The sequence below is a fragment of the Pseudomonas sp. PVC-3-1 genome, from assembly GCF_057444315.1.
The window spans coordinates 5,139,673-5,157,408 of the sequence record NZ_CM172023.1 but is presented as its reverse complement, the minus strand read 5'-3'; the positions used below and the strand labels follow the sequence as shown (position 1 = coordinate 5,157,408).

Below are 17,736 nucleotides of genomic sequence, written 5' to 3'. Positions count from 1 at the left end.
TTCGCTCTACCCGCAGCCGTCAGAAGTAGCCCCATGGAAAACCACAGTACCCCCCTGGGTCCGGTTCCTGCTCATCTGGTCCGTGAAGCCGTGGCCAAGAAGACAGGCCTGGGCTGGGTGGTCGAGTTCAATGTCGCCACCTGGCTCAACCTGGCCGTGCGTGACGACACCGCCATCGTCCTCAAGGTCAGCTACCTGGACGGCGAAAAGCCGCGGGAAGTGCTGGTCGACAAGGGCAGCATCTTCGGTGCCCAGCGCATCCTGCTCTGCGGCATTGCCCGCCTGGGGGTGAACCAGAAGCTCGAAGCCATGAGCCTGTCGTTGGAAACCCGCACGCCGATCCAGTCGCTGCTGGTCGAGGAGCTCTTCGTCCAGGCCGTCGAGCGCCAGACGGAAAAGAAGAACGGCACCCGCCGGTCGCGCTGAGCAGCCGTGGCGAGAGGCGCCGGTCGCTAGCCTGAGCGCTGCAATCGGAGGGCATTCCCGCCGTGCATGAAGCTTCGCCGGGCTTGCGATCTGCCGGCCGGAGCGGGGAACATCGCCTGGCCCCACTCGCCGCGCCAGGAAGCTCCATGCCCCTCGATATCGAACAACTCAAGCTCTATACCGCCCACCGCGGCATCACCATTCCCATGCTCGATTTCCTGCAGTTCCGCCATGCCCCGGCGGAGGACGGCAACGGGCCGGGCCGCCTGGTGGTGCGCGTCGAACCGCAGTACGTCAACGGCTGGGCCAATGCCCACGGCGGGTTGATCATGACCCTGCTCGACGTCGCCATGGCCCTGGGCGCCAGCGAGGCGGACGAAGCCTATCGGGGCGTGGTGACGGTGGAGATGAAGACCAGCTTCCTGCGTCCCGGCGGTGAAGTGGGCGAGGTACTGGAAGCCCACGGCAAGGTGCTGCACCGCACCCGCTCCATTGCCTTCTGCGAGGGCGAGTTGCGCAACAGCCAGGGCGTGGTGGTCGCGACGTCCTCCGGCACCTTCAAGTACGTCAACAAGCCGCGCCCCCTGGCCGACGCCTGAACCTTTTCCTTGCCGGCAGATAGCAGCCGTGGGCTGAAGTTCGCGGTCGCTTCCCGGCGTTGATGGCGCCCCGACATCAGCGCCGCTCGGCGGCCCGCCCGCCTTCTCAAGACCTTCCTGACTCAGCGGGTGTCCTATTCGGAGAACGCTCTAGCACGGGCTTTGTAAGAAATATCTTTCACTGGTTGTAATGAATTCGTCATAAAGCGTGACTACATTTTTCTGTCATGAAAGTGTCACTCGATGTGACTGAGCCAGTGACGGCACAAGGCAAACCACCATGCTGCTCGATGACAAGAACTTCCCACGACGCGTCCAGCGCGATCTGCTGGACGACCGCGACGAAGAGCTCGAACTCGAACTGTTCGACGAACTCTACGACTTCGAAGGGCTGCGTGAAGGCAGCCTGCAAACCCATGAAGAGCGCCTGGCGCGCCAGCGTTACTTCCACACCCTGTTCAGCCTGCAGGCCGAGCTGGTCAAGTTGCAGAACTGGGTGGTGAAGACCGGCCACAAGGCCGTGATCCTCTTCGAAGGCCGCGATGCGGCAGGCAAGGGCGGGGTCATCAAGCGCATCACCCAGCGCCTGAACCCGCGCGTATGCCGCGTCGCCGCGCTCCCCGCGCCCAACGACCGCGAACAGACCCAGTGGTACTTCCAGCGCTACGTTTCGCACCTGCCGGCGGCCGGGGAGATCGTCCTGTTCGACCGTAGCTGGTACAACCGCGCCGGTGTCGAGCGGGTCATGGGCTTCTGCACCGACGGCCAGTACGAGGAATTCTTCCGCAGCGTGCCCGAGTTCGAACGCATGCTCGTGCGCTCCGGCATCCAAGTCATCAAGTACTGGTTTTCCATCTCCGACGAGGAACAGCACTACCGCTTCCTCAGCCGCATCCACGACCCGCTCAAGCAATGGAAGCTCAGCCCCATGGACCTGGAATCCCGCCGCCGCTGGGAGTCCTACACCAAGGCCAAGGAAATCATGCTGGAGCGCACCCACATCCCCGAAGCCCCCTGGTGGATCGTGCAGGCCGACGACAAGAAAAAGGCCCGCCTGAACTGCATCCACCACCTGCTGGGCCAGATTCCCTACCAGGAAGTGCAGCAGCCCAGCGTCAACCTGCCCGAGCGGCAGCGCCATGAAGGCTACCGCCGGCACCCCACGCCGCAGGAGCTGCAGGTGCCGGAAGTCTACTGAGGCGCTTCCTGCATCAGCGATGCTTGCTCGCGAACCACAGGCGGCTACCGGCGTACCCTAATCAAGTGTCCGAGGGCAGGATTTGCCCGGGAAATGCCGGAATGGCGCTTGCGAAGAATGTTCGCAGGAAAAGGGCTCTTCTTCCTTCGCGAACATCATGAAAAAACTTGTCGCTTTCCTTCTGATGCAGTGCGCGGCGGTGATTACTGCAAGTATCGCTTAGGGATCGAAACTGATCTGAAGGCGCAGGCAGAATTGGATGCTTGCAAGGCTCGCTGAACTAAGTGGATTTGAAACAACAAGCCCGCACGTTAGCGGGCTTGTTGTTTCCAGCAGCTTTACTGCACCTGATACCTCTCGGTGCAGCCTTACTCTCCGCCCACCCCATTGCGCTGATGCCGATAAACACTCACCGCCTCATAAACCGCCTTGCGAAGCCGGTTGATGCCGCCAATCGGTTGGTGCTCCGGCAGGGCGTGCCACGGGTTGTAGGAGATGTTGTCGCAGGCGAGGTTCTGCTCGCGGCTGTCGAAGTCCTGGGGCGGGATGCTGACGGTGGCGACGGTCTGGAAGGGGGCGTCGGATTCGCTCCATTCGACGCTGGTGTCTTCGATGGGCATGTATTTGCTCGGGTCCTGTTTCTGCACTTGTAGGGCAAAGCAGGCGGGCACGCGGTCGACCGAGAGCTGCTGGTACATGGCGGTGCGCAGGAAGTTGGGCAGTTTTTCGTTGAGCTTGGGTAGCTGGTAGGCCGGGCAGCCTTCTGCCTGCGGGATGACGCGGAACTTGATGTTGTTCGCCTCGCCCAGCTTGTACGGCGCGATGCCGTTGTAGCCGGTTTCGAAGGGGCTGTCGGGCGCGGGGGCGAGAGTCTGCAGGGCGATGACCAGGTGGCGGATTTCCCAGGTGCTGGGCTTCCAGCTGGGGAAGAAGGCGGCGACCTTCTGGCCGCTGGCCTGGGCGGCGAAGTTCTGCCGGTATTCGGCGACGTCACGCACGAAGAACACCGGGTGGTTGAACATGACGAAGTCCTGCTCGGTGTCGTGTCCTTTGCCGGGCATCAGCTTGGCGCCGGGGACGTCGAGCAGCTTGATGGCCATGCCGCGGGCGTCGCGGGCGCTGTCGAACTGCGGGTAGGCGTTGCCGTTGGAGAAACGGACCATGGCGTCCCACTTGTGGCCGGGCTCGGCGAACACGCCCTGGCGCAGGCCGGGGGCAATGTCGCTGGCGACCGTGACTTCGGCCTTCACGCAGCCGTGGGCCTTGGCGTGGGCGTCACGCAGTACGCGGGTGTTGTCGCGGTGCTGTTCGACGATGCGCACAGCGTCTTCGATGATGGCCTGGGTGAGCTGGGCTTCGCCCGGCGGGATTTCTTCCTGGGCGGAAACGGGGCCGGAGAATTTCCAGGCGTAGTAGAGGCTGCCGATACCCCAGCCGAGCAGGCCGATGGCGGCGACGGCGAGCAGCAGACGGCCGAGCCATTTGCCGAGGAAGAGCCAGATTCGGGTGAGCAGGGAGCGCATGGCACGGGGTCCTTTGGTCTTTTCTTTTTGTGGAGGGGATTCCGTTCCCTGGCCTGTGCTGGCTTGGTGTGGGGCGTTTCCCTCTCCCTAGCCCTCTCCCTGAAGGGAGAGGGGGTGGGGGCGGTGATTCGGTGGTGTTCGGGAGCTTTACCTGTAGGAGCGAGCTTGCTCGCGAACTGATTTTCCGTTGGCGCCGGAGCTGGTTGGGTTCGCGAGCAAGCTCGCTCCTACAAAAAATAAAAGACAGTTCAGCGCTGGACGGTCATTCGCACTTCGGCCCAGGCGTCCACGGCGGGGTGGGAACGTTCGGGTCGAGTTTGCTTTCGTACTCGGCGTTGCCCAGCACCTTCAGGTATTCCACCAGTGCCCAGCGTTCTTCCGGCGACAGGGCGCGACCGATGACGCCGTCCTGGCGGCAGCCGTCGCGGAATTCGTGGCCGCGGTTGCTGTTGCCGGTGATGCTGGTCTTGTAGAGGAAGCCGCCGGGGAAGCGCTCGGTGCGGTAGCCGGCGAACTTGGGATCGTACTCGAAGCTGCCGACCCAGAACTGTGCGTCGCGCTCGGCCACCGGGGAGAGCATCTGGAACAGGTTGGGCACCGAGCCGTTGTGCAGGAAGGGCGGGGTGGCCCAGATGCCGTCCAGCGGTCGGGCCTTGTAGGCGCGCAGTTCGCGAACGCCGATGGGCAGGCCATAGCCGTTCATTTCCTGCTGCTGCTCCGGGCCGATATGCGCGTCGCGGTAGGCGCGCTGCTCAACGAAGGCGGTGACGTAGGCCAGGCCCTTGGCGGCGGAGATCTTCGACAGGTCCAGCGCTTCCTCGGGTTTGGGGATCAGCACGACGTTCATGTTCTGCAGCTCTTCCACCTTGAGCTTCAGCGGGCGGACGTCGAAGGTGTGGTCGGCGATGTTGTCGGCGGTAGTCGGGTCGGTGCCGATCTCGCTGGTGGGGACCATCTTCATCGCCCATTCGGGGACGCGCTTCTCGGCGAGGGTGTCGGCGGCGCCCAGCGCCTTGATGTGCGGGCCGTGGCAGTAGACGCAGTTGGCCTGGAACAGGGCGCGGCCCTGGGAGGCTTTCTTCAGGTCGATCTCGCCGAAGACGTCCTTCGGCCAAGCCGGCGGCTTGAGCTGCTTGAGGGTTTCTTCCAGGGTGTAGAGGTCCCGCAGGCGCACGCTGGAGGCGTAGCGCTCATCGCCCATCACCGGCTTGCCGTCGCTCTCGAACATGCGCAGGGTGGCGCCGACACCGAGGGCTTCGCCGATGTTGCGCGCCATGGGCTGCATGGCCGAGCCGTTCCACTGCACCCAGTCGAATTTCCAGATGTCCCAGACCTGCGGGTAGTTCACCGGGGCGTTGGCGACGCGGTAGTTGGAGGCGTCGATGCCGTCGCCGAACACGCTGTTGGCGATACGGCCGAAGGCGTCGGCGCGGCCGGGGCCTTCCAGGGTCGGGTAGAGGCCGCGGTGGGTGTCGTTCCAGGCAGTGGAAACCAGGGTGCCGAGCACGTTGCGCACGTCGCGCTTGAGCGCGGCCTTGCCCTTGGGATAGCGGTCGCCCAGCACGCCCTTGGCGAAGCGGTCGAACTTCCACGGTACGTAGTAGGTGGATGCGAGGCTGGCGCCCAGCGCCTGGCCGAACGCGCCGCCGCGCAGGGTGGGTACGGTGGAGGCGATGGAGTGCATGGCCGCGCCGCCATCGATGCGCACGGCAGTTCCCTTGTAGCGCAGCTCGCCGGTGTGGCAGGCGGAGCAGGTGATGTCGAGGTACCAGGCGCCGGTCTCGCCGTCCTGGTGACGGGCGAAGCCGACCGGTAGGTTGCCGGGATTCTTGGCCGTGGCGGCCAGGGTGTCGTCAGGGGCGCGGCCGATCTGCTCGGGCTCGATGAGGAAGCCGAAGCGCGCGAGGTTCTCGGGGCTGGCGAACTTTTCCTTGGAGAACGGCTGCTCCAGATGAGTGAACCAGTCGTAACGCAGGCCTTTCACCTGGGTGCCCTGGGGCGTGTAGTAGTAGGTTTCGCGGTCCTGTTTGGACCACTGCTCATCGAGGTGGATCATCTTCTGCGGAGGGGTGTATTCCGGAAGATTGGGATGCGCGGTGTACCAGGCGATGACGCCCCCGATGAGCAAGAGCAGCAGAAGGACTGCAAGCAGGACGCGGCCAAGAATGCGCATCGAAACTTCCTTGTTATGTGTGCGAAAAAGAATCGGACGTTTATGCCAAGTACGCGCCGGCTTGGCAAGGTGATGCCGCACGGAAATCAGGGTTTTGTCGCCTGACTGAGATGCGATACAGGTGCTAGGCGCCCGGGCGCAGTTCCAGTAGCAGGCTCAGGCAGATTGCCGCGCCGATCAGCATACCGATCAGGCTGGCGATGATCAGTGGCCAGCGCAGACCGGGGCTGTCGTCCTCGTCATTGGGAATGCGCGCGTGAATGATGCCCCAGAGATTTTCCGGTGGCGGCAGTTCCGGCCAGGGTTCGTCGCTGGGCGGCGCAGAGGGATGGCCGGAGAGCTGGTAGAGCAGGGCGATCATCCAGTCCAGCGCGGCGATGCGCGTGGGGTGGTAGCGGTCGGCGTCGGTCCAGACGCGGAGATAGGTATCGACCAGCAAGGCGTCGGCGTCTGTCTGATCGGTCTTCAGCTTCAGCGCCAGTGGGTAGAGCCGTGGGGCGGTGCAGCGATAGAGCGTGGCGAACGCGCGAGCGTCCCCGTCGCCGCTTTCGGCGAGCAGGTAGCTGAGGAAGTTGGCTTCGTCCGGGTCGATGGCGGCCTCCGGCGGTGTCGCGGCGAGCGGCGTGGCTGGAGGTTAAGGATAGTTCGCGGAGCTTCTATGTAGGAGCGAGCTTGCTCGCGAATGGCTTTACCGGTTGCTCCGGTGTCGGGCGATTCGCGAGCAGGCTCGCTCCTACAGAATGCGTCCGATCAGGCCACTTCCTCGAAAGGCAGCCCGACATAGTTCTCCGCGATGGTCGTGCGGCCGGCCTCGGAGCTAAGGAAGTAATCGAGTTCGGTCTCCAGCATGCGCCGGGTGAAGGCGTCGCTGTCGGGGAACTGGTGCAGCATCGAGGTCATCCACCAGGAGAAGCGCTCGGCCTTCCAGATGCGCCGCAGGGCGATGGGGGAGTACTGTTCCAGTAGCTCGCGGCGGCCGTTGCCGCAGACCTCCACAAGAATGCGATACAGCGTGTTCACGTCGCTGGCGGCGAGGTTCAGGCCCTTGGCGCCGGTGGGCGGGACGATGTGGCCGGCGTCGCCGACCAGGAACAGCCGGCCGTATTGCAGCGGCTCCACCACGAAGCTGCGCAGCGGGGCAATGCTCTTTTCCAGTGACGGCCCGGTGATCAACTGCTGCGCGGCATCCTCGGGAATACGGCGTTTGAGCTCCTCCCAGAAGCGCCCGTCGGACCATTGCTCCACCTTGTCTTCCAGTCCCACCTGCAGGTAATAGCGGCTGCGGGTGGCGCTGCGCTGGCTGCACAGGCTGAAGCCGCGTTCGCTGCTGGCATAAATGAGTTCGTGGCTGACCGGCGGGGTGTCGCTGAGCAGGCCGAGCCAGCCGAACGGGTAGACCCGCTCGAAGACGCTCAGACGCTCGGCGGGAATGCTGCGCCGGGCCACGCCGTGGAAGCCGTCGCAGCCGGCGATGTAGTCGCAGTCCAGGCGTACGCGTTCGCCCTGGTGAGTGAAAGTGACGTAGGGCTTCTCGCTGGTAACGTCATGCAGCGCCACGTCGGCTGCTTCGTACACGCTCATCGCGCCGCTGGCCGCGCGGGCCTGCATCAGGTCGCGGGTGACTTCGGTCTGGCCGTAGACCATGACCTGCTTGCCGCCGGTGAGGGCCTTGAGGTCGATGCGTTCGCGGCGGCCGTTGAGGACCAGTTCGAAACCGTCATGCAGCAGCCCTTCGGCGTCCATCCGGGTGCTGGCGCCGGCTTCGCGCAGCAGGTCGGCTGTGCCCTGTTCCAGCACGCCGGCGCGGATGCGGCCGAGTACGTAGTCGGGCGTCTGGCGTTCGAGGATCACGGTGTCGACGCCAGCCTTGTGCAGCAACTGGCCAAGCAGGAGGCCGGCCGGACCGGCGCCGATAATGGCAACTTGAGTCTTCATGGGATGGCTCCTTGGAGAGCGCTGTTGTTTTTGTCTCCTGCATTTTTTGTGGATGGGATTCACCTTTGAAGGTAATTTCCAACAGTCTTCTTGGACTTTTCATGGATGTGGGCGGTGATCGAACAGCGCGCTGACAGACTTGTGCCGGTGTTCCGCCTGTATGGCGAAACCACTGCGTGGCCGACGCCGGATCTGATCCACTGCGAATCCATCGCCTCGCGCAGCCGCCTGCACGATTGGGAGATTCGCCCGCACCGCCATAGCGATCTTGTACAGCTGCTTTATGTGCAGTCCGGTGAGGCGGAACTGGAAGTGGAGGGCCGGATGACGCCGGTCCGCGAGGCGTCGTTGCAGGTCACACCGGCGCTGGCTGTGCATGGTTTCCGCTTCGCCGAGGACGTGCAGGGCTGGGTGCTGAGCATGGGGCTGCCGCTGGCCGAGCAACTGGGCGGACTGCTGGAAAGCTCCGTGCTGGAACGGCCTGCGTGCTACGTCGTGGGCGAGGGTAAGCGTCATCTTGATGCGTTGTTCGAATCCATCGACCGCGAGTACGCCGAGCACGCGCCGGGCCGCGACCTCATGCTGCAGTCGTTGCTCAACATGCTGCTGGTCTGGCTCAGCCGCCGGGCGCTGGAACAGTCCCGCGCAGAGGCGAGCCAGCAGGATCGCGGCGTCGAGCATGTGCATGCCTTTTCCCGTCTACTGGAGCAGGACTTCCGCGAACATCATCCCATCGAACACTACGCGGCGGCGTTGGGCATCAGCGCCGCGCACCTCAATGCGCTGTGCCGGCGCCTGGCCGGGCAGTCGGCCTTGCAGATGATCCACCAGCGCCTGCTGCTGGAGGCCAAGCGCAACCTGGTGTACACAGCCATGACCATTCAGCAGGTGTCGGACAGCCTGGGCTTTTCCGAACCGGCCTATTTCTCCCGATTCTTCAAGCGCTACGCCGGGGTTTCGCCCCGTGCGTTTCGCGAGCCGCGTTGAGCCGCCATGAATATCGATTCGCGTATCAAGTTCCGCCACCTGGTGTGTTTCCTCGAGGTGGCCCGCCAGGGCAGCCTGGCCCGCGCGGCGGATGCCCTGGCGGTCAGCCAGCCGGCGATTTCCAAGACGCTCAAGGAACTGGAGGACCTGCTGGAAGCGAGCCTGTTCGAACGCGGCAAGAGCGGCGCCAGTCTGACGGAAGCAGGTGTCGCCTTCCTACGCTATGCCGGCCCCTGCGTGCAGGCGCTGCGCGACGGCGTGAACAGCCTGCGCGGCGGCGAGTATGCCTCCAGCTCCGTGCGCCTGGGCGTGCTCTCCACCGTGGAAAGCCTGCTGATGCCCGAAGTGGTGCGCCGCCTGCACGAGCGTCATCCGGCGTTGGTGGTCAGCGTGGTGACCGGGCCGAGCGCGCATCTGCTCTCGCAACTGCGTGTGGGCGAGTTGGACCTGGTCGTTGGCCGCATGACCGAAAGCCCGCAGATCCAGGGCCTAGCCTTCGAGCACCTGTACAGCGAATCCATGACCCTGGTGGCTCGCGCCGGCCACCCGCTGCTGGGCCGCCCGCTGCCGCCCTCGGCGCTGGACGACTGGCCATTGGTCATGCCGTTGGCCGGCACCACTATCCGCAAGTCCGCCGACAGCCTGTTGGTGCAGAGCGGCCTCGGCCAGCCACGCCAGAAGCTGGAAACACTCTCCACGGTACTCAGCCGCCGTTATGTATTGACCAGTGATGCGCTGTGGATCGCCCCGCTGGACTCGGTGCGCCTGGACCTGCGCTCCGGCGAGATGGTCGAGCTGCCGCTGGATGTACAGGAACCGGGCGGTTCGGTAGGGGTTTGCAGTAACTCCACGTTGCCGCTTTCCCTGGGCGCGCACTGGTGTCTGGAGGTGCTGCGCGAGGTGGGCGAGGCGTACCGGGAAGGGACTTATCCATAACCAATAGGTTATGGGTTGTCGGCATCTTTTCAGTTTTCGACGTGGATCATGCGGGCGACACTCCGTCGCACTGCCTGATGCAACAGGCTCCTATAAATCCAACAACAGGAGACCGACATGTCCGATGCGGAAAACAGCCGCTTCGTCATTCGTGACCGAAACTGGCACCCCAAAGCCCTGACGCCTGACTACAAGACCTCCATCGCCCGCTCCCCGCGCCAGGCGCTGGTGAGCATTCCGCAATCGATTTCCGAAACCAGCGGCCCGGACTTCTCGCACCTGAAGAGGGGCGAGCACGACAACGATCTGCTGCTCAATTTCAATAATGGTGGCCTGCCCATCGGCGAGCGCATCATTGTCTCCGGTCGTGTGATGGACCAGTACGGCAAGCCCGTGCCACACACGCTGGTGGAGATGTGGCAGGCCAATGCCGGCGGCCGCTATCGCCACAAGAACGACCGCTACCTTGCGCCGCTGGACCCGAACTTCGGCGGTGTCGGCCGTGCGCTGACCGACAGTGAAGGGCGCTACATCTTCCGCACCATCAAACCCGGCCCGTATCCCTGGCGCAACGGCCCCAACGACTGGCGCCCGGCGCACATCCACTTCTCCATCAGCGGCCCGTCGATCTCCACGCGGCTGATCACCCAGCTGTATTTCGAAGGTGATCCGCTGATCCCGATGTGCCCCATCGTCAAATCCATCGCCAACCCGGATGCGGTGCAAAGCCTGATCGCCAAGCTCGACATGAGCAACGCCAACCCCATGGACTGCCTGGCCTACCGCTTCGACATCGTGCTGCGCGGCCAGCGCAAGACACACTTCGAGAATCGCTGAGGAGGACCGACCATGCCTATCGAACTGCTGCCGGAAACCCCCTCGCAGACTGCCGGCCCCTACGTGCACATCGGCCTTGCGCTGGCTGCCGCCGGCAACCCGGCCCGCGACCAGGAAATCTGGAGCGAGATGGCCAAGCCCGGCGCGCCTGGCGAACACATTCTGCTGATCGGACACGTGTATGACGGCAACGGCCACCTGATCCGCGATTCCTTCCTGGAGTTGTGGCAGGCAAATCACGAAGGCGTGTACGACGCTGCCTTCGATCTGGAAAAGCCCTTCAACGGCTTCGGTCGAACGGCAACGACCTTCGACGCTGGCGAGTGGCAGGTGCAGACCATCAAGCCCGGTGTGGTGAAAAATGCCGCCGGCGTGCCCATGGCGCCGCACATCAACGTCTCGCTGTTTGCCCGTGGCATCAACCTGCATTTGCAGACGCGTCTGTACTTCGACGACGAGGCGCAGGCGAACGCGGTGGACCCGGTCTTGAACCTGATCGAGCAGCCCGAACGTCGGCAAACCCTCATTGCAAAGCGTTGCGAGGTGGACGGGAAGCTCGCTTACCGGTTTGATATCCGCGTCCAGGGAAATGCGGAAACGGTGTTCTTTGACTTCTGACACACGACTACATGAGACATCCGCCGAGCCGGTCGCCGACCGCGTTCGGCGGCACTTCGCGGCCGCGCTCGACGAGCGCGGCTATCGGGCGGACGAGGCGCAGGTGACGGCGGTAGAGCACCTCGCCACCTGGCTCGACGACTTCCTCGCCGGTCGCCATGGCTTCCTGCGCAAGCCGGTGGCCGGCGTCTACCTGTGGGGCGGCGTCGGGCGGGGCAAGAGCTTCGTCATGGACCAGTTCTTCGCTGCCGCGCCCACGCAGGCCAAGCGCCGCGTGCACTTCCATGCCTTCCTGCAGGAGTTGCAGTCGCGCATGCTGGCGATTACCGGGCAATCCGACCCGCTGGTGCGTGTCGCCCGCGCCATCGCCGAAGAAACCAAGCTGCTGTGCTTCGACGAATTTCATGTGCACGACATCGGCGACGCCATGCTGCTGGGGCGGATGCTGAAGGTGCTGGTGGATGAAGGCGTCGGCCTGGTCTGCACCTCCAACTATGAGCCGGAAAACCTCTGTCCGAATCCGCTGTACCGCGAGCGCTTCCGTCCGGCCATCGAGCTGATCGAAAAGCGCTTCGACGTGATCTCGGTGGATGCCGGGCAGGACTATCGCGAACACAGCACATCGCTGGAAGAGTGGGGCAGCTTCCTCTGGCCGGCGCGCGCCGATGATCTCGAACTGATCGGTTCCCGACTGGGGTTGGCGGCGGACGCGAAGTTCGACGAGGTGCTCAGTGTCAACCATCACCCGCTGAAAGTGCATGCCCATGATGATCACTGTGCATGGATGGATTTCAGCGAGATGTTCGAACGCCCGCGATCGGCCAGCGACTACCTCTGGCTGATCGAGCATTACCCGCGCATGGCCGTGAGCGGCCTCGGCCCGCTGGCGGACTACCCGCCGGATGTGAGCATGCGTTTCCTCAATTTCATCGACATCGCCTATGACCGGCAACTGAAGCTTCAACTGTTCGCCTCGGTGTCGCTGGAGGACCTGGCGGCGGGCGGCGCGGCGCTGGACTTCTCGCGCACGCTGAGCCGGTTGCGGCAGTTGAAGCTGGAGCCGCTCTAGCGGGCGCGCGGGCTGTCGAGATTTGTTCGCGAGCAAGCTCGCTCCTACAGGAAACGCCTGCGTGCTCTTCGTAGGACCGAGGGGGACGACTAGTCCTTGCTCGCGAACCGAGGTCGGCGCCGATGTGCCGGTCGCTGGTCGGCGGATAACACTGGCGCGTTATCCGCTCAACGTCAGTCACTTCAGGCGGCGCAGGGCGCTGATAAGCTCTGTTCGATAATCGATCATTTGTGTTGCGATAATCGCCCGTGCGTGTCGATAATCGCCCGGCATTCGCCTGCCAGGATAACAACAATGACCGACGCTCCCCGTGCCAGCCTGCCGCCCCTCGCGCCGCCAATCATCGCTTCGCCCGCCAAGCGCATCGAGGCCTTTACCGGCGACCCGAATTTCATGACGTCGCTGGCTCGCGGGCTGGCGGTGATTCACGCATTCCAGGAGCGCAAGCGCCACCTGACCATTGCGCAGATCAGCCATCGCACCGAGATTCCGCGCGCGGCCGTGCGCCGCTGCCTGCACACGCTGATGAAGCTGGGGTATGTCACGTCCGACGGGCGTACCTATTCGCTGCTACCCAAAGTACTGACCCTTGGTCACGCCTATTTGTCCTCGACGCCACTGGCGGTCACCGCGCAGCCGATCCTTGATCGTCTGAGCGAGCAACTGCACGAGGCCTGCTCCATGGCGACGCTGGAAGGCGACGAAATCCTCTACATCGCTCGCTCCGCTACGCCGCAGCGCCTGATCTCGGTAGACCTGAGCGTCGGCAGCCGCCTGCCTGCCTACTGCACCTCCATGGGCCGCATTCTGCTCGCCGGGCTCAACGACGACGCGTTGGAGGATTACCTCGCCCACGCCGACCTCCAGGTGAAGACCAGCCGCACCGTGCACACCCCGGAAATGCTTCGCGCGAGCATTGCCGAGATCCGCCAGCAGGGCTGGGTAATCATCGACCAGGAACTGGAAGTCGGCCTGCGCTCCATCGCCGTGCCGCTGAAAGACTCCGCCGGCCAGGTGTTGGCCGCATTGAACGTCGGCACCCACGCCGGGCGCGTATCGAGGCAGGAGCTTGAAACGCGTTTCCTGCCGGTGCTGCTGGAGGCCAGCCGTGAGTTGGGGACGCGGCTGTTCCATTGAGTGGTCGCCGTATGCGGCCCTGAGGTAATCCCGTTCGCTAACCGCCCACAGGCGCGATTATCGAATTGAACGGCTGAACGTCTCTTCGTACTGTTGCTCAACCCGTCCAGCCGGACGGGCAATAACAACAATGAGCGTCAGCCATGGCCCCTGTGTGCCTGCCCCATCTGCCGGTCCGTGCGTCCTCCGGCTCGCGCCTCATTCCTGTCCAGCTTGCGGGAGTGCAGGGCGATCCAGCTGGCCTTCCCGCGACGACGCCCTCGCAGGAAGTCTTCGCATGACCAGTTCCGCCCACGTGCCCGCTGCCGGCACTCTCGACGTCCAGTCCTTCATCAACGCCCAGCCACTGTCGCTGTACCAGTGCCGCATCGTGCTGCTGTGCTTCCTCATCGTTTTCCTCGACGGCCTCGATACCGCCGCCATGGGCTTCATCGCGCCGGCGCTGACCCAGGACTGGGGCATCGACCGCGCCAGCCTCGGCCCGGTGATGAGCGCCGCGCTGATCGGCATGGTGTTCGGCGCCCTGGGTTCCGGCCCGTTGGCCGACCGCTTCGGACGCAAGGGCGTGCTGGTGGTGGCGGTGTTCCTGTTCGGCCTGTTCAGCCTGATGTCGGCCTACAGCAGCAACCTCGAAGAACTGATGGCGCTGCGTTTGCTGACCGGCATCGGCCTGGGCGCGGCGATGCCCAACGCCACCACATTGCTGTCGGAGTACACCCCCGAGCGCCTCAAATCGCTGCTGGTGACCAGCATGTTCTGCGGCTTCAACCTGGGCATGGCGTCAGGCGGGTTTGTCTCCGCCAAGCTGATCCCGGCCTACGGCTGGCACAGCCTGCTGCTGCTCGGTGGTGTGCTGCCACTGCTGCTGGCGGCGGTGCTGCTGGTGTGGCTGCCGGAGTCGGCGCGCTTCCTGGTGGTGCGCAATCGCGGCGCGGACAAGGTCAAGCGCGTGCTGGCGCCCATCGCGCCTTCCGAGGTGGTTGCCGCCCGTGACTTCAGTGTGCCCGAGCAGAAGACGGTGCAGAGCCGCAACGTGTTCAAGGTGATCTTCTCCGGCACCTACAGCGCGGGAACCCTGTTGCTGTGGCTGACCTACTTCATGGGGTTGGTGATCGTCTACCTGCTCACCAGTTGGCTGCCGACGCTGATGCGTGATGCCGGTGCGAGCATGGAGCAGGCCGCGTTCATCGGCGCGCTGTTCCAGCTCGGCGGGGTGCTCAGCTCGGTGGCGGTGGGCTGGGCCATGGACCGCTTCAATCCGCACAAGGTCATCGGCATCTTCTACTGCCTGGCCGGGGTGTTCGCCTACTTCGTCGGGCAGAGCCTGGGCACCGTGACGCTGCTGGCGACCCTGGTGCTGGCCGCCGGCATGTGCGTGAACGGCGCGCAGTCCGCGATGCCATCGCTGGCGGCGCGCTTCTACCCGACCCAGGGCCGCGCCACCGGGGTGTCCTGGATGCTCGGCATCGGCCGCTTCGGCGCCATTCTCGGCGCCTGGATCGGCGCAACCCTGCTGGGCCTGGGCTGGAACTTCGAGCAGGTGCTCACCGCGCTGATCGTGCCCGCTGCTATCGCCACGGCGGCGGTGGTGATCAAGGGGCTGGTGAGCCACGCCGACGCCACCTGACGGAAGCTTCCGACAGGGCCGCGATGCAAGGTCGCGGCCCTTCCTCCGGCGAGCTTTCCGAGCAGCTCGACGATCGACTGTCTGTCGGTGACTTTGACGTCAAAAGGATGAACGGTCGCTGAGCGTGTATGAACGGTCGAAAAAGTGCCTCGTTTCGTTGAATTGGATTCAACTCCCTGAAGAAATTGTTGTCGGACCAATAGCCAATCTTTGTCCTGGCACCCCGAAAGGGGGGCTCCATACGGGGCCCGGCCACCTGACCATCGTTGGAAAAGTCCATGTTTCTTCATGCAGTTGGATGCTCATTTCCCCGCCCGGATTCGTGGCGGGGCCCCGGACGCCAGGAAGGCTTCTCCCTGGTGGAGATGATGGTGGTTGTCGCGCTGCTGGCGATCTTCGCCGGCGTGGCGTTACCGGGTTTCCGCTACCTGATCGAATCCAGTCGGGTGCAGAGTGGCGCCTCGACCCTGTACCGGTTGCTCCAGGCGTCTCGCGCTGACGCCGTGAATACTCGCCAGACCCTCACGCTCTGCCCCAGCAGCGGCAACCTGCAATGGGTGGTCGTGCGCGCCAGTACCTGTGGCTCGCTCGCCAGCACCCTGGTCAGCCAGCGCCTGGACCTGCCGGACAGCCTCAGCGTCAGCAGCAGCGTCAACACCCTCTCGTTCAAGCCCGATGGCACCGCTGCGGCCGCCGACCTGGGCATTTCCAGCAGCGGCACCAGCAAGGCGTTCAACATCAAGGTGGCGGCCTCGGGCTACATCAACCTGCAGGGAGCGAGCGCGCGATGAGCCGGCGCATGGCGGGGTTCAGTCTGGTCGAGGTCATGGTGGCCTTGCTGGTCACCTGCTTCGGCGTGCTCGGCATGCTGGCGATGCAGGGACGCACCATCGGCTATGCGCAGGACACGATCCTGCGCAGCAATGCCGCGGAACTGGCCGATGAGCTGCTGGAGATGATGCGCACGGACCTGTACTCCACGCAGGACGGCAGCTCCACCCAGGTGCTGCCGCCGACCAGTTGGGGTTACTACAAGGCCGCCAACGCGTCCTTTCCCGCTGCACCCAGCAGTTGCGCCTCGCTGGCGGCGCTGACCGCCAGCCAGCGCCTGGCCTGCTGGGCGCAGCGGGTGAACCAGGCGCTGCCAGGCGCCTCCGAACTGTCGAGCGAGTTCTACGTCTGCCGCACCAATGGCACCAGCAAGTGCAGCGGCAGCGGGTCGGCCATCGAGATCCAGCTGGCCTGGCGGGTGAAGGCGGGGGAGTGCCTGGATGCCAACGCCACCGGCGACAACACCATCTGCCGATATGTGCTGCGGGAGGAACCCTAGGATGCCTCGGCCAAGTGCGCGTCGGCAGGGTGGTGTAACGCTCATCGAGCTGATGATCGCCATGGGCCTGAGCCTGTTCCTGATCCTGGGTGTGACCCAGATGTTCCTCGACGGGCAGAACCGCTCGCGCTACTTCGACGGCCAGGCGCAGAACCAGGATAACGCCCGCTACGCCCAGCAGATGCTCGAAGGGCGCCTGGCGAAGGCCGGATACCGGCGCCTGCCATCCTCGCGGATGACCGCGGCCTTTCCCGCACAGACCAGCAACGGCTGCATTTTCACCGCCGGCCAGGCGCTGGTGCGGGTGGACGCCAATACCCTGTGCCTGCGCTACCAGCCGCGTGACACCAACGATACCGACTGCACCGGTGCCTCGCTGGGCAGCCGTAGCGGGGTGAACAAGCCCTACGGCACCTACAGCCCGAGCAACAACGTGGTCGAGAAGCTCACCCTGAGCAATGGGCAGTTGACCTGTAACGGCACCACCCTGGTGGAGAACGTCGTGGCCACGCGCTTCGACTTCGGTGTGGACGGCAGCAGCGACGAATTCAATCGCCAGGTGGCGCAGTACGTCGCCACCCCCGCCAGCGGCCAGACAGTGCGCAGCGTGCGCTATTCGTTGTTGCTCGCCAGCAGTGATTCGGTCAGCGGCGGCCTGGCCGCCACCACCTGCCAGCGCTGGCAGGACCTCTACGGCAGCAAGGCCTGCACGGATGGCGACGGGCCCGTGCGGCGCATCGTCAGCGGTACCAGCATGTTGAGGAACCTGATGCCATGAACCGACAGTCTTCCCGCCGTCAGCGCGGCGCGGTGTTGTTCGTCGCGCTGGTGATGTTGTTGCTGATCACCCTGGCTGCGGTCAGTGGCATGCGTGGCATGCAGTTGGAAGGCCGAATGACCGGCAACCGCCTGGAGCAGCAGCGCCTGATGAGCGCCGCCGAGTCCGCATTGCGCGAGGGGGAAGGGCGCCTGCGCCAGAGCAGCCGAGCGCTGGACAACTGCACGGCAGGGACCACGCCCTGTTTCACCGCGGCAGCGACGACCTACGCCACCGATTTCAGCAAATCCACTTTCTATACCGGCATGGACGGCGGCACCAGCCTGCTGCGCAGCGCGCGCTGGTACCTGCGCTACATCTCGAACAACTGCAAGGGTGGTGGGGGTGGCAGCGCCAACTCCTACCTGTCGAAGGGGCAGGTGGGGTGCACCTACTACTACGAGGTCAACTCCCAGGCCTACAAGGGAACGGCCACCAGCAAGGCCTGTGGTGCCGACGCGCTGTGCCTGCGCTCGACCTTCGGGCTGGTGATCCAGTGAATCGTTGCAGTCGTACAAGGATGC

Annotated in this window: 19 protein-coding genes; 15 read left to right on the top strand and 4 right to left on the bottom strand. The window is 64.5% G+C overall.

Annotated elements, in window-relative coordinates; translation table 11 throughout:
• Positions 1-33: 33 nt before the first annotated feature.
• From AC2T4A_RS23650 to AC2T4A_RS23635, 4 genes are all read left to right on the top strand, one after another.
• Positions 34-426: a hypothetical protein gene (locus AC2T4A_RS23650; RefSeq protein ID WP_416746798.1), complete on the top strand. Its 393-nt coding sequence runs from the start codon at positions 34-36 to the stop codon at positions 424-426.
• Positions 427-572: 146 nt separating this feature from the next.
• A complete protein-coding gene (locus AC2T4A_RS23645) occupies positions 573-1,025 on the top strand; it encodes a PaaI family thioesterase (protein WP_416746800.1) in 453 nt (150 codons plus the stop codon).
• 280 nt (positions 1,026-1,305) lie between these two features.
• The gene (gene ppk2 / locus AC2T4A_RS23640) at positions 1,306-2,223 is read left to right on the top strand and encodes a polyphosphate kinase 2 (RefSeq protein WP_416746802.1); all 918 of its coding nucleotides are present in this window, start codon (positions 1,306-1,308) and stop codon (positions 2,221-2,223) included.
• 93 nt (positions 2,224-2,316) lie between these two features.
• The gene (locus AC2T4A_RS23635; protein WP_478378391.1) at positions 2,317-2,502 is read left to right on the top strand and encodes a hypothetical protein; all 186 of its coding nucleotides are present in this window, start codon (positions 2,317-2,319) and stop codon (positions 2,500-2,502) included.
• A gap of 89 nt (positions 2,503-2,591) precedes the next feature.
• Here AC2T4A_RS23635 and AC2T4A_RS23630 read toward each other — a convergent pair whose 3' ends face one another.
• The 4 genes from AC2T4A_RS23630 to pobA all read right to left on the bottom strand — a co-directional run bounded on the left by AC2T4A_RS23630 (position 2,592) and on the right by pobA (position 7,854).
• Entirely contained in the window at positions 2,592-3,746 is a 1,155-nt protein-coding gene (locus tag AC2T4A_RS23630; protein ID WP_478378392.1) for a catalase family protein, read from the bottom strand.
• Between the two features lie 262 nt (positions 3,747-4,008).
• Positions 4,009-5,919 carry a di-heme-cytochrome C peroxidase gene (locus tag AC2T4A_RS23625; RefSeq protein ID WP_478378393.1) on the bottom strand — a complete coding sequence of 637 codons (1,911 nt, stop codon included), beginning with the start codon at positions 5,917-5,919 and terminating at the stop codon, positions 4,009-4,011.
• A gap of 124 nt (positions 5,920-6,043) precedes the next feature.
• Complete coding sequence (locus tag AC2T4A_RS23620; RefSeq protein WP_478378394.1) at positions 6,044-6,358, bottom strand: hypothetical protein; 315 nt, start codon at positions 6,356-6,358, stop codon at positions 6,044-6,046.
• A gap of 311 nt (positions 6,359-6,669) precedes the next feature.
• Complete coding sequence (gene pobA / locus AC2T4A_RS23615) at positions 6,670-7,854, bottom strand: 4-hydroxybenzoate 3-monooxygenase (RefSeq protein WP_478378395.1); 1,185 nt, start codon at positions 7,852-7,854, stop codon at positions 6,670-6,672.
• 117 nt (positions 7,855-7,971) lie between these two features.
• Here pobA and AC2T4A_RS23610 point away from each other — a divergent pair, with 117 nt between their 5' ends.
• From AC2T4A_RS23610 to AC2T4A_RS23560, 11 genes are all read left to right on the top strand, one after another.
• Positions 7,972-8,841 (top strand): helix-turn-helix domain-containing protein, encoded by an 870-nt coding sequence (locus tag AC2T4A_RS23610; RefSeq protein ID WP_478378445.1) that lies wholly within the window; start codon positions 7,972-7,974, stop codon positions 8,839-8,841.
• Positions 8,842-8,847: 6 nt separating this feature from the next.
• Entirely contained in the window at positions 8,848-9,777 is a 930-nt protein-coding gene (pcaQ, locus tag AC2T4A_RS23605) for a pca operon transcription factor PcaQ (protein WP_486741947.1), read from the top strand.
• Positions 9,778-9,894: 117 nt separating this feature from the next.
• Positions 9,895-10,614 (top strand): protocatechuate 3,4-dioxygenase subunit beta, encoded by a 720-nt coding sequence (gene pcaH / locus AC2T4A_RS23600; protein WP_416746813.1) that lies wholly within the window; start codon positions 9,895-9,897, stop codon positions 10,612-10,614.
• A gap of 12 nt (positions 10,615-10,626) precedes the next feature.
• Positions 10,627-11,232 carry a protocatechuate 3,4-dioxygenase subunit alpha gene (gene pcaG, locus AC2T4A_RS23595; protein WP_138526627.1) on the top strand — a complete coding sequence of 202 codons (606 nt, stop codon included), beginning with the start codon at positions 10,627-10,629 and terminating at the stop codon, positions 11,230-11,232.
• Positions 11,222-12,301 carry a cell division protein ZapE gene (gene zapE / locus AC2T4A_RS23590; RefSeq protein WP_478378397.1) on the top strand — a complete coding sequence of 360 codons (1,080 nt, stop codon included), beginning with the start codon at positions 11,222-11,224 and terminating at the stop codon, positions 12,299-12,301. Before pcaG ends, zapE begins: the two co-directional genes overlap by 11 nt.
• 294 nt (positions 12,302-12,595) lie before the next feature.
• The gene (locus AC2T4A_RS23585) at positions 12,596-13,438 is read left to right on the top strand and encodes an IclR family transcriptional regulator (RefSeq protein WP_017519476.1); all 843 of its coding nucleotides are present in this window, start codon (positions 12,596-12,598) and stop codon (positions 13,436-13,438) included.
• Positions 13,439-13,715: 277 nt separating this feature from the next.
• Positions 13,716-15,065 (top strand): 4-hydroxybenzoate transporter PcaK, encoded by a 1,350-nt coding sequence (pcaK, locus tag AC2T4A_RS23580; RefSeq protein ID WP_486741946.1) that lies wholly within the window; start codon positions 13,716-13,718, stop codon positions 15,063-15,065.
• Between the two features lie 278 nt (positions 15,066-15,343).
• A complete protein-coding gene (locus tag AC2T4A_RS23575) occupies positions 15,344-15,856 on the top strand; it encodes a GspH/FimT family pseudopilin (RefSeq protein WP_416746820.1) in 513 nt (170 codons plus the stop codon).
• A gap of 8 nt (positions 15,857-15,864) precedes the next feature.
• A complete protein-coding gene (pilV, locus tag AC2T4A_RS23570) occupies positions 15,865-16,395 on the top strand; it encodes a type IV pilus modification protein PilV (protein ID WP_486741945.1) in 531 nt (176 codons plus the stop codon).
• A gap of 1 nt (position 16,396) precedes the next feature.
• Positions 16,397-17,173, top strand: a complete 777-nt coding sequence (locus AC2T4A_RS23565; RefSeq protein WP_478378400.1) for a PilW family protein — start codon at positions 16,397-16,399, stop codon at positions 17,171-17,173.
• Complete coding sequence (locus tag AC2T4A_RS23560) at positions 17,170-17,712, top strand: pilus assembly PilX family protein (RefSeq protein ID WP_478378401.1); 543 nt, start codon at positions 17,170-17,172, stop codon at positions 17,710-17,712. The genes AC2T4A_RS23565 and AC2T4A_RS23560 overlap by 4 nt, the downstream gene beginning before the upstream one ends.
• Positions 17,713-17,736: the final 24 nt, after the last annotated feature.

Coding starts and splice junctions, on each gene's coding strand:
- AC2T4A_RS23575 (WP_416746820.1), top strand. CDS start 15,344: ATGTTTCTTCATGCAGTTGGATGCTCATTTCCCCGCCCGGATTCGTGG.
- AC2T4A_RS23635 (WP_478378391.1), top strand. CDS start 2,317: ATGCCGGAATGGCGCTTGCGAAGAATGTTCGCAGGAAAAGGGCTCTTC.
- pcaQ (WP_486741947.1), top strand. CDS start 8,848: ATGAATATCGATTCGCGTATCAAGTTCCGCCACCTGGTGTGTTTCCTC.
- pcaK (WP_486741946.1), top strand. CDS start 13,716: ATGACCAGTTCCGCCCACGTGCCCGCTGCCGGCACTCTCGACGTCCAG.
- pobA (WP_478378395.1), bottom strand. CDS start 7,854: ATGAAGACTCAAGTTGCCATTATCGGCGCCGGTCCGGCCGGCCTCCTG.
- pilV (WP_486741945.1), top strand. CDS start 15,865: ATGGCGGGGTTCAGTCTGGTCGAGGTCATGGTGGCCTTGCTGGTCACC.
- AC2T4A_RS23645 (WP_416746800.1), top strand. CDS start 573: ATGCCCCTCGATATCGAACAACTCAAGCTCTATACCGCCCACCGCGGC.
- AC2T4A_RS23560 (WP_478378401.1), top strand. CDS start 17,170: ATGAACCGACAGTCTTCCCGCCGTCAGCGCGGCGCGGTGTTGTTCGTC.
- AC2T4A_RS23625 (WP_478378393.1), bottom strand. CDS start 5,919: ATGCGCATTCTTGGCCGCGTCCTGCTTGCAGTCCTTCTGCTGCTCTTG.
- ppk2 (WP_416746802.1), top strand. CDS start 1,306: ATGCTGCTCGATGACAAGAACTTCCCACGACGCGTCCAGCGCGATCTG.
- pcaH (WP_416746813.1), top strand. CDS start 9,895: ATGTCCGATGCGGAAAACAGCCGCTTCGTCATTCGTGACCGAAACTGG.
- AC2T4A_RS23585 (WP_017519476.1), top strand. CDS start 12,596: ATGACCGACGCTCCCCGTGCCAGCCTGCCGCCCCTCGCGCCGCCAATC.
- AC2T4A_RS23650 (WP_416746798.1), top strand. CDS start 34: ATGGAAAACCACAGTACCCCCCTGGGTCCGGTTCCTGCTCATCTGGTC.
- AC2T4A_RS23565 (WP_478378400.1), top strand. CDS start 16,397: ATGCCTCGGCCAAGTGCGCGTCGGCAGGGTGGTGTAACGCTCATCGAG.
- pcaG (WP_138526627.1), top strand. CDS start 10,627: ATGCCTATCGAACTGCTGCCGGAAACCCCCTCGCAGACTGCCGGCCCC.
- AC2T4A_RS23630 (WP_478378392.1), bottom strand. CDS start 3,746: ATGCGCTCCCTGCTCACCCGAATCTGGCTCTTCCTCGGCAAATGGCTC.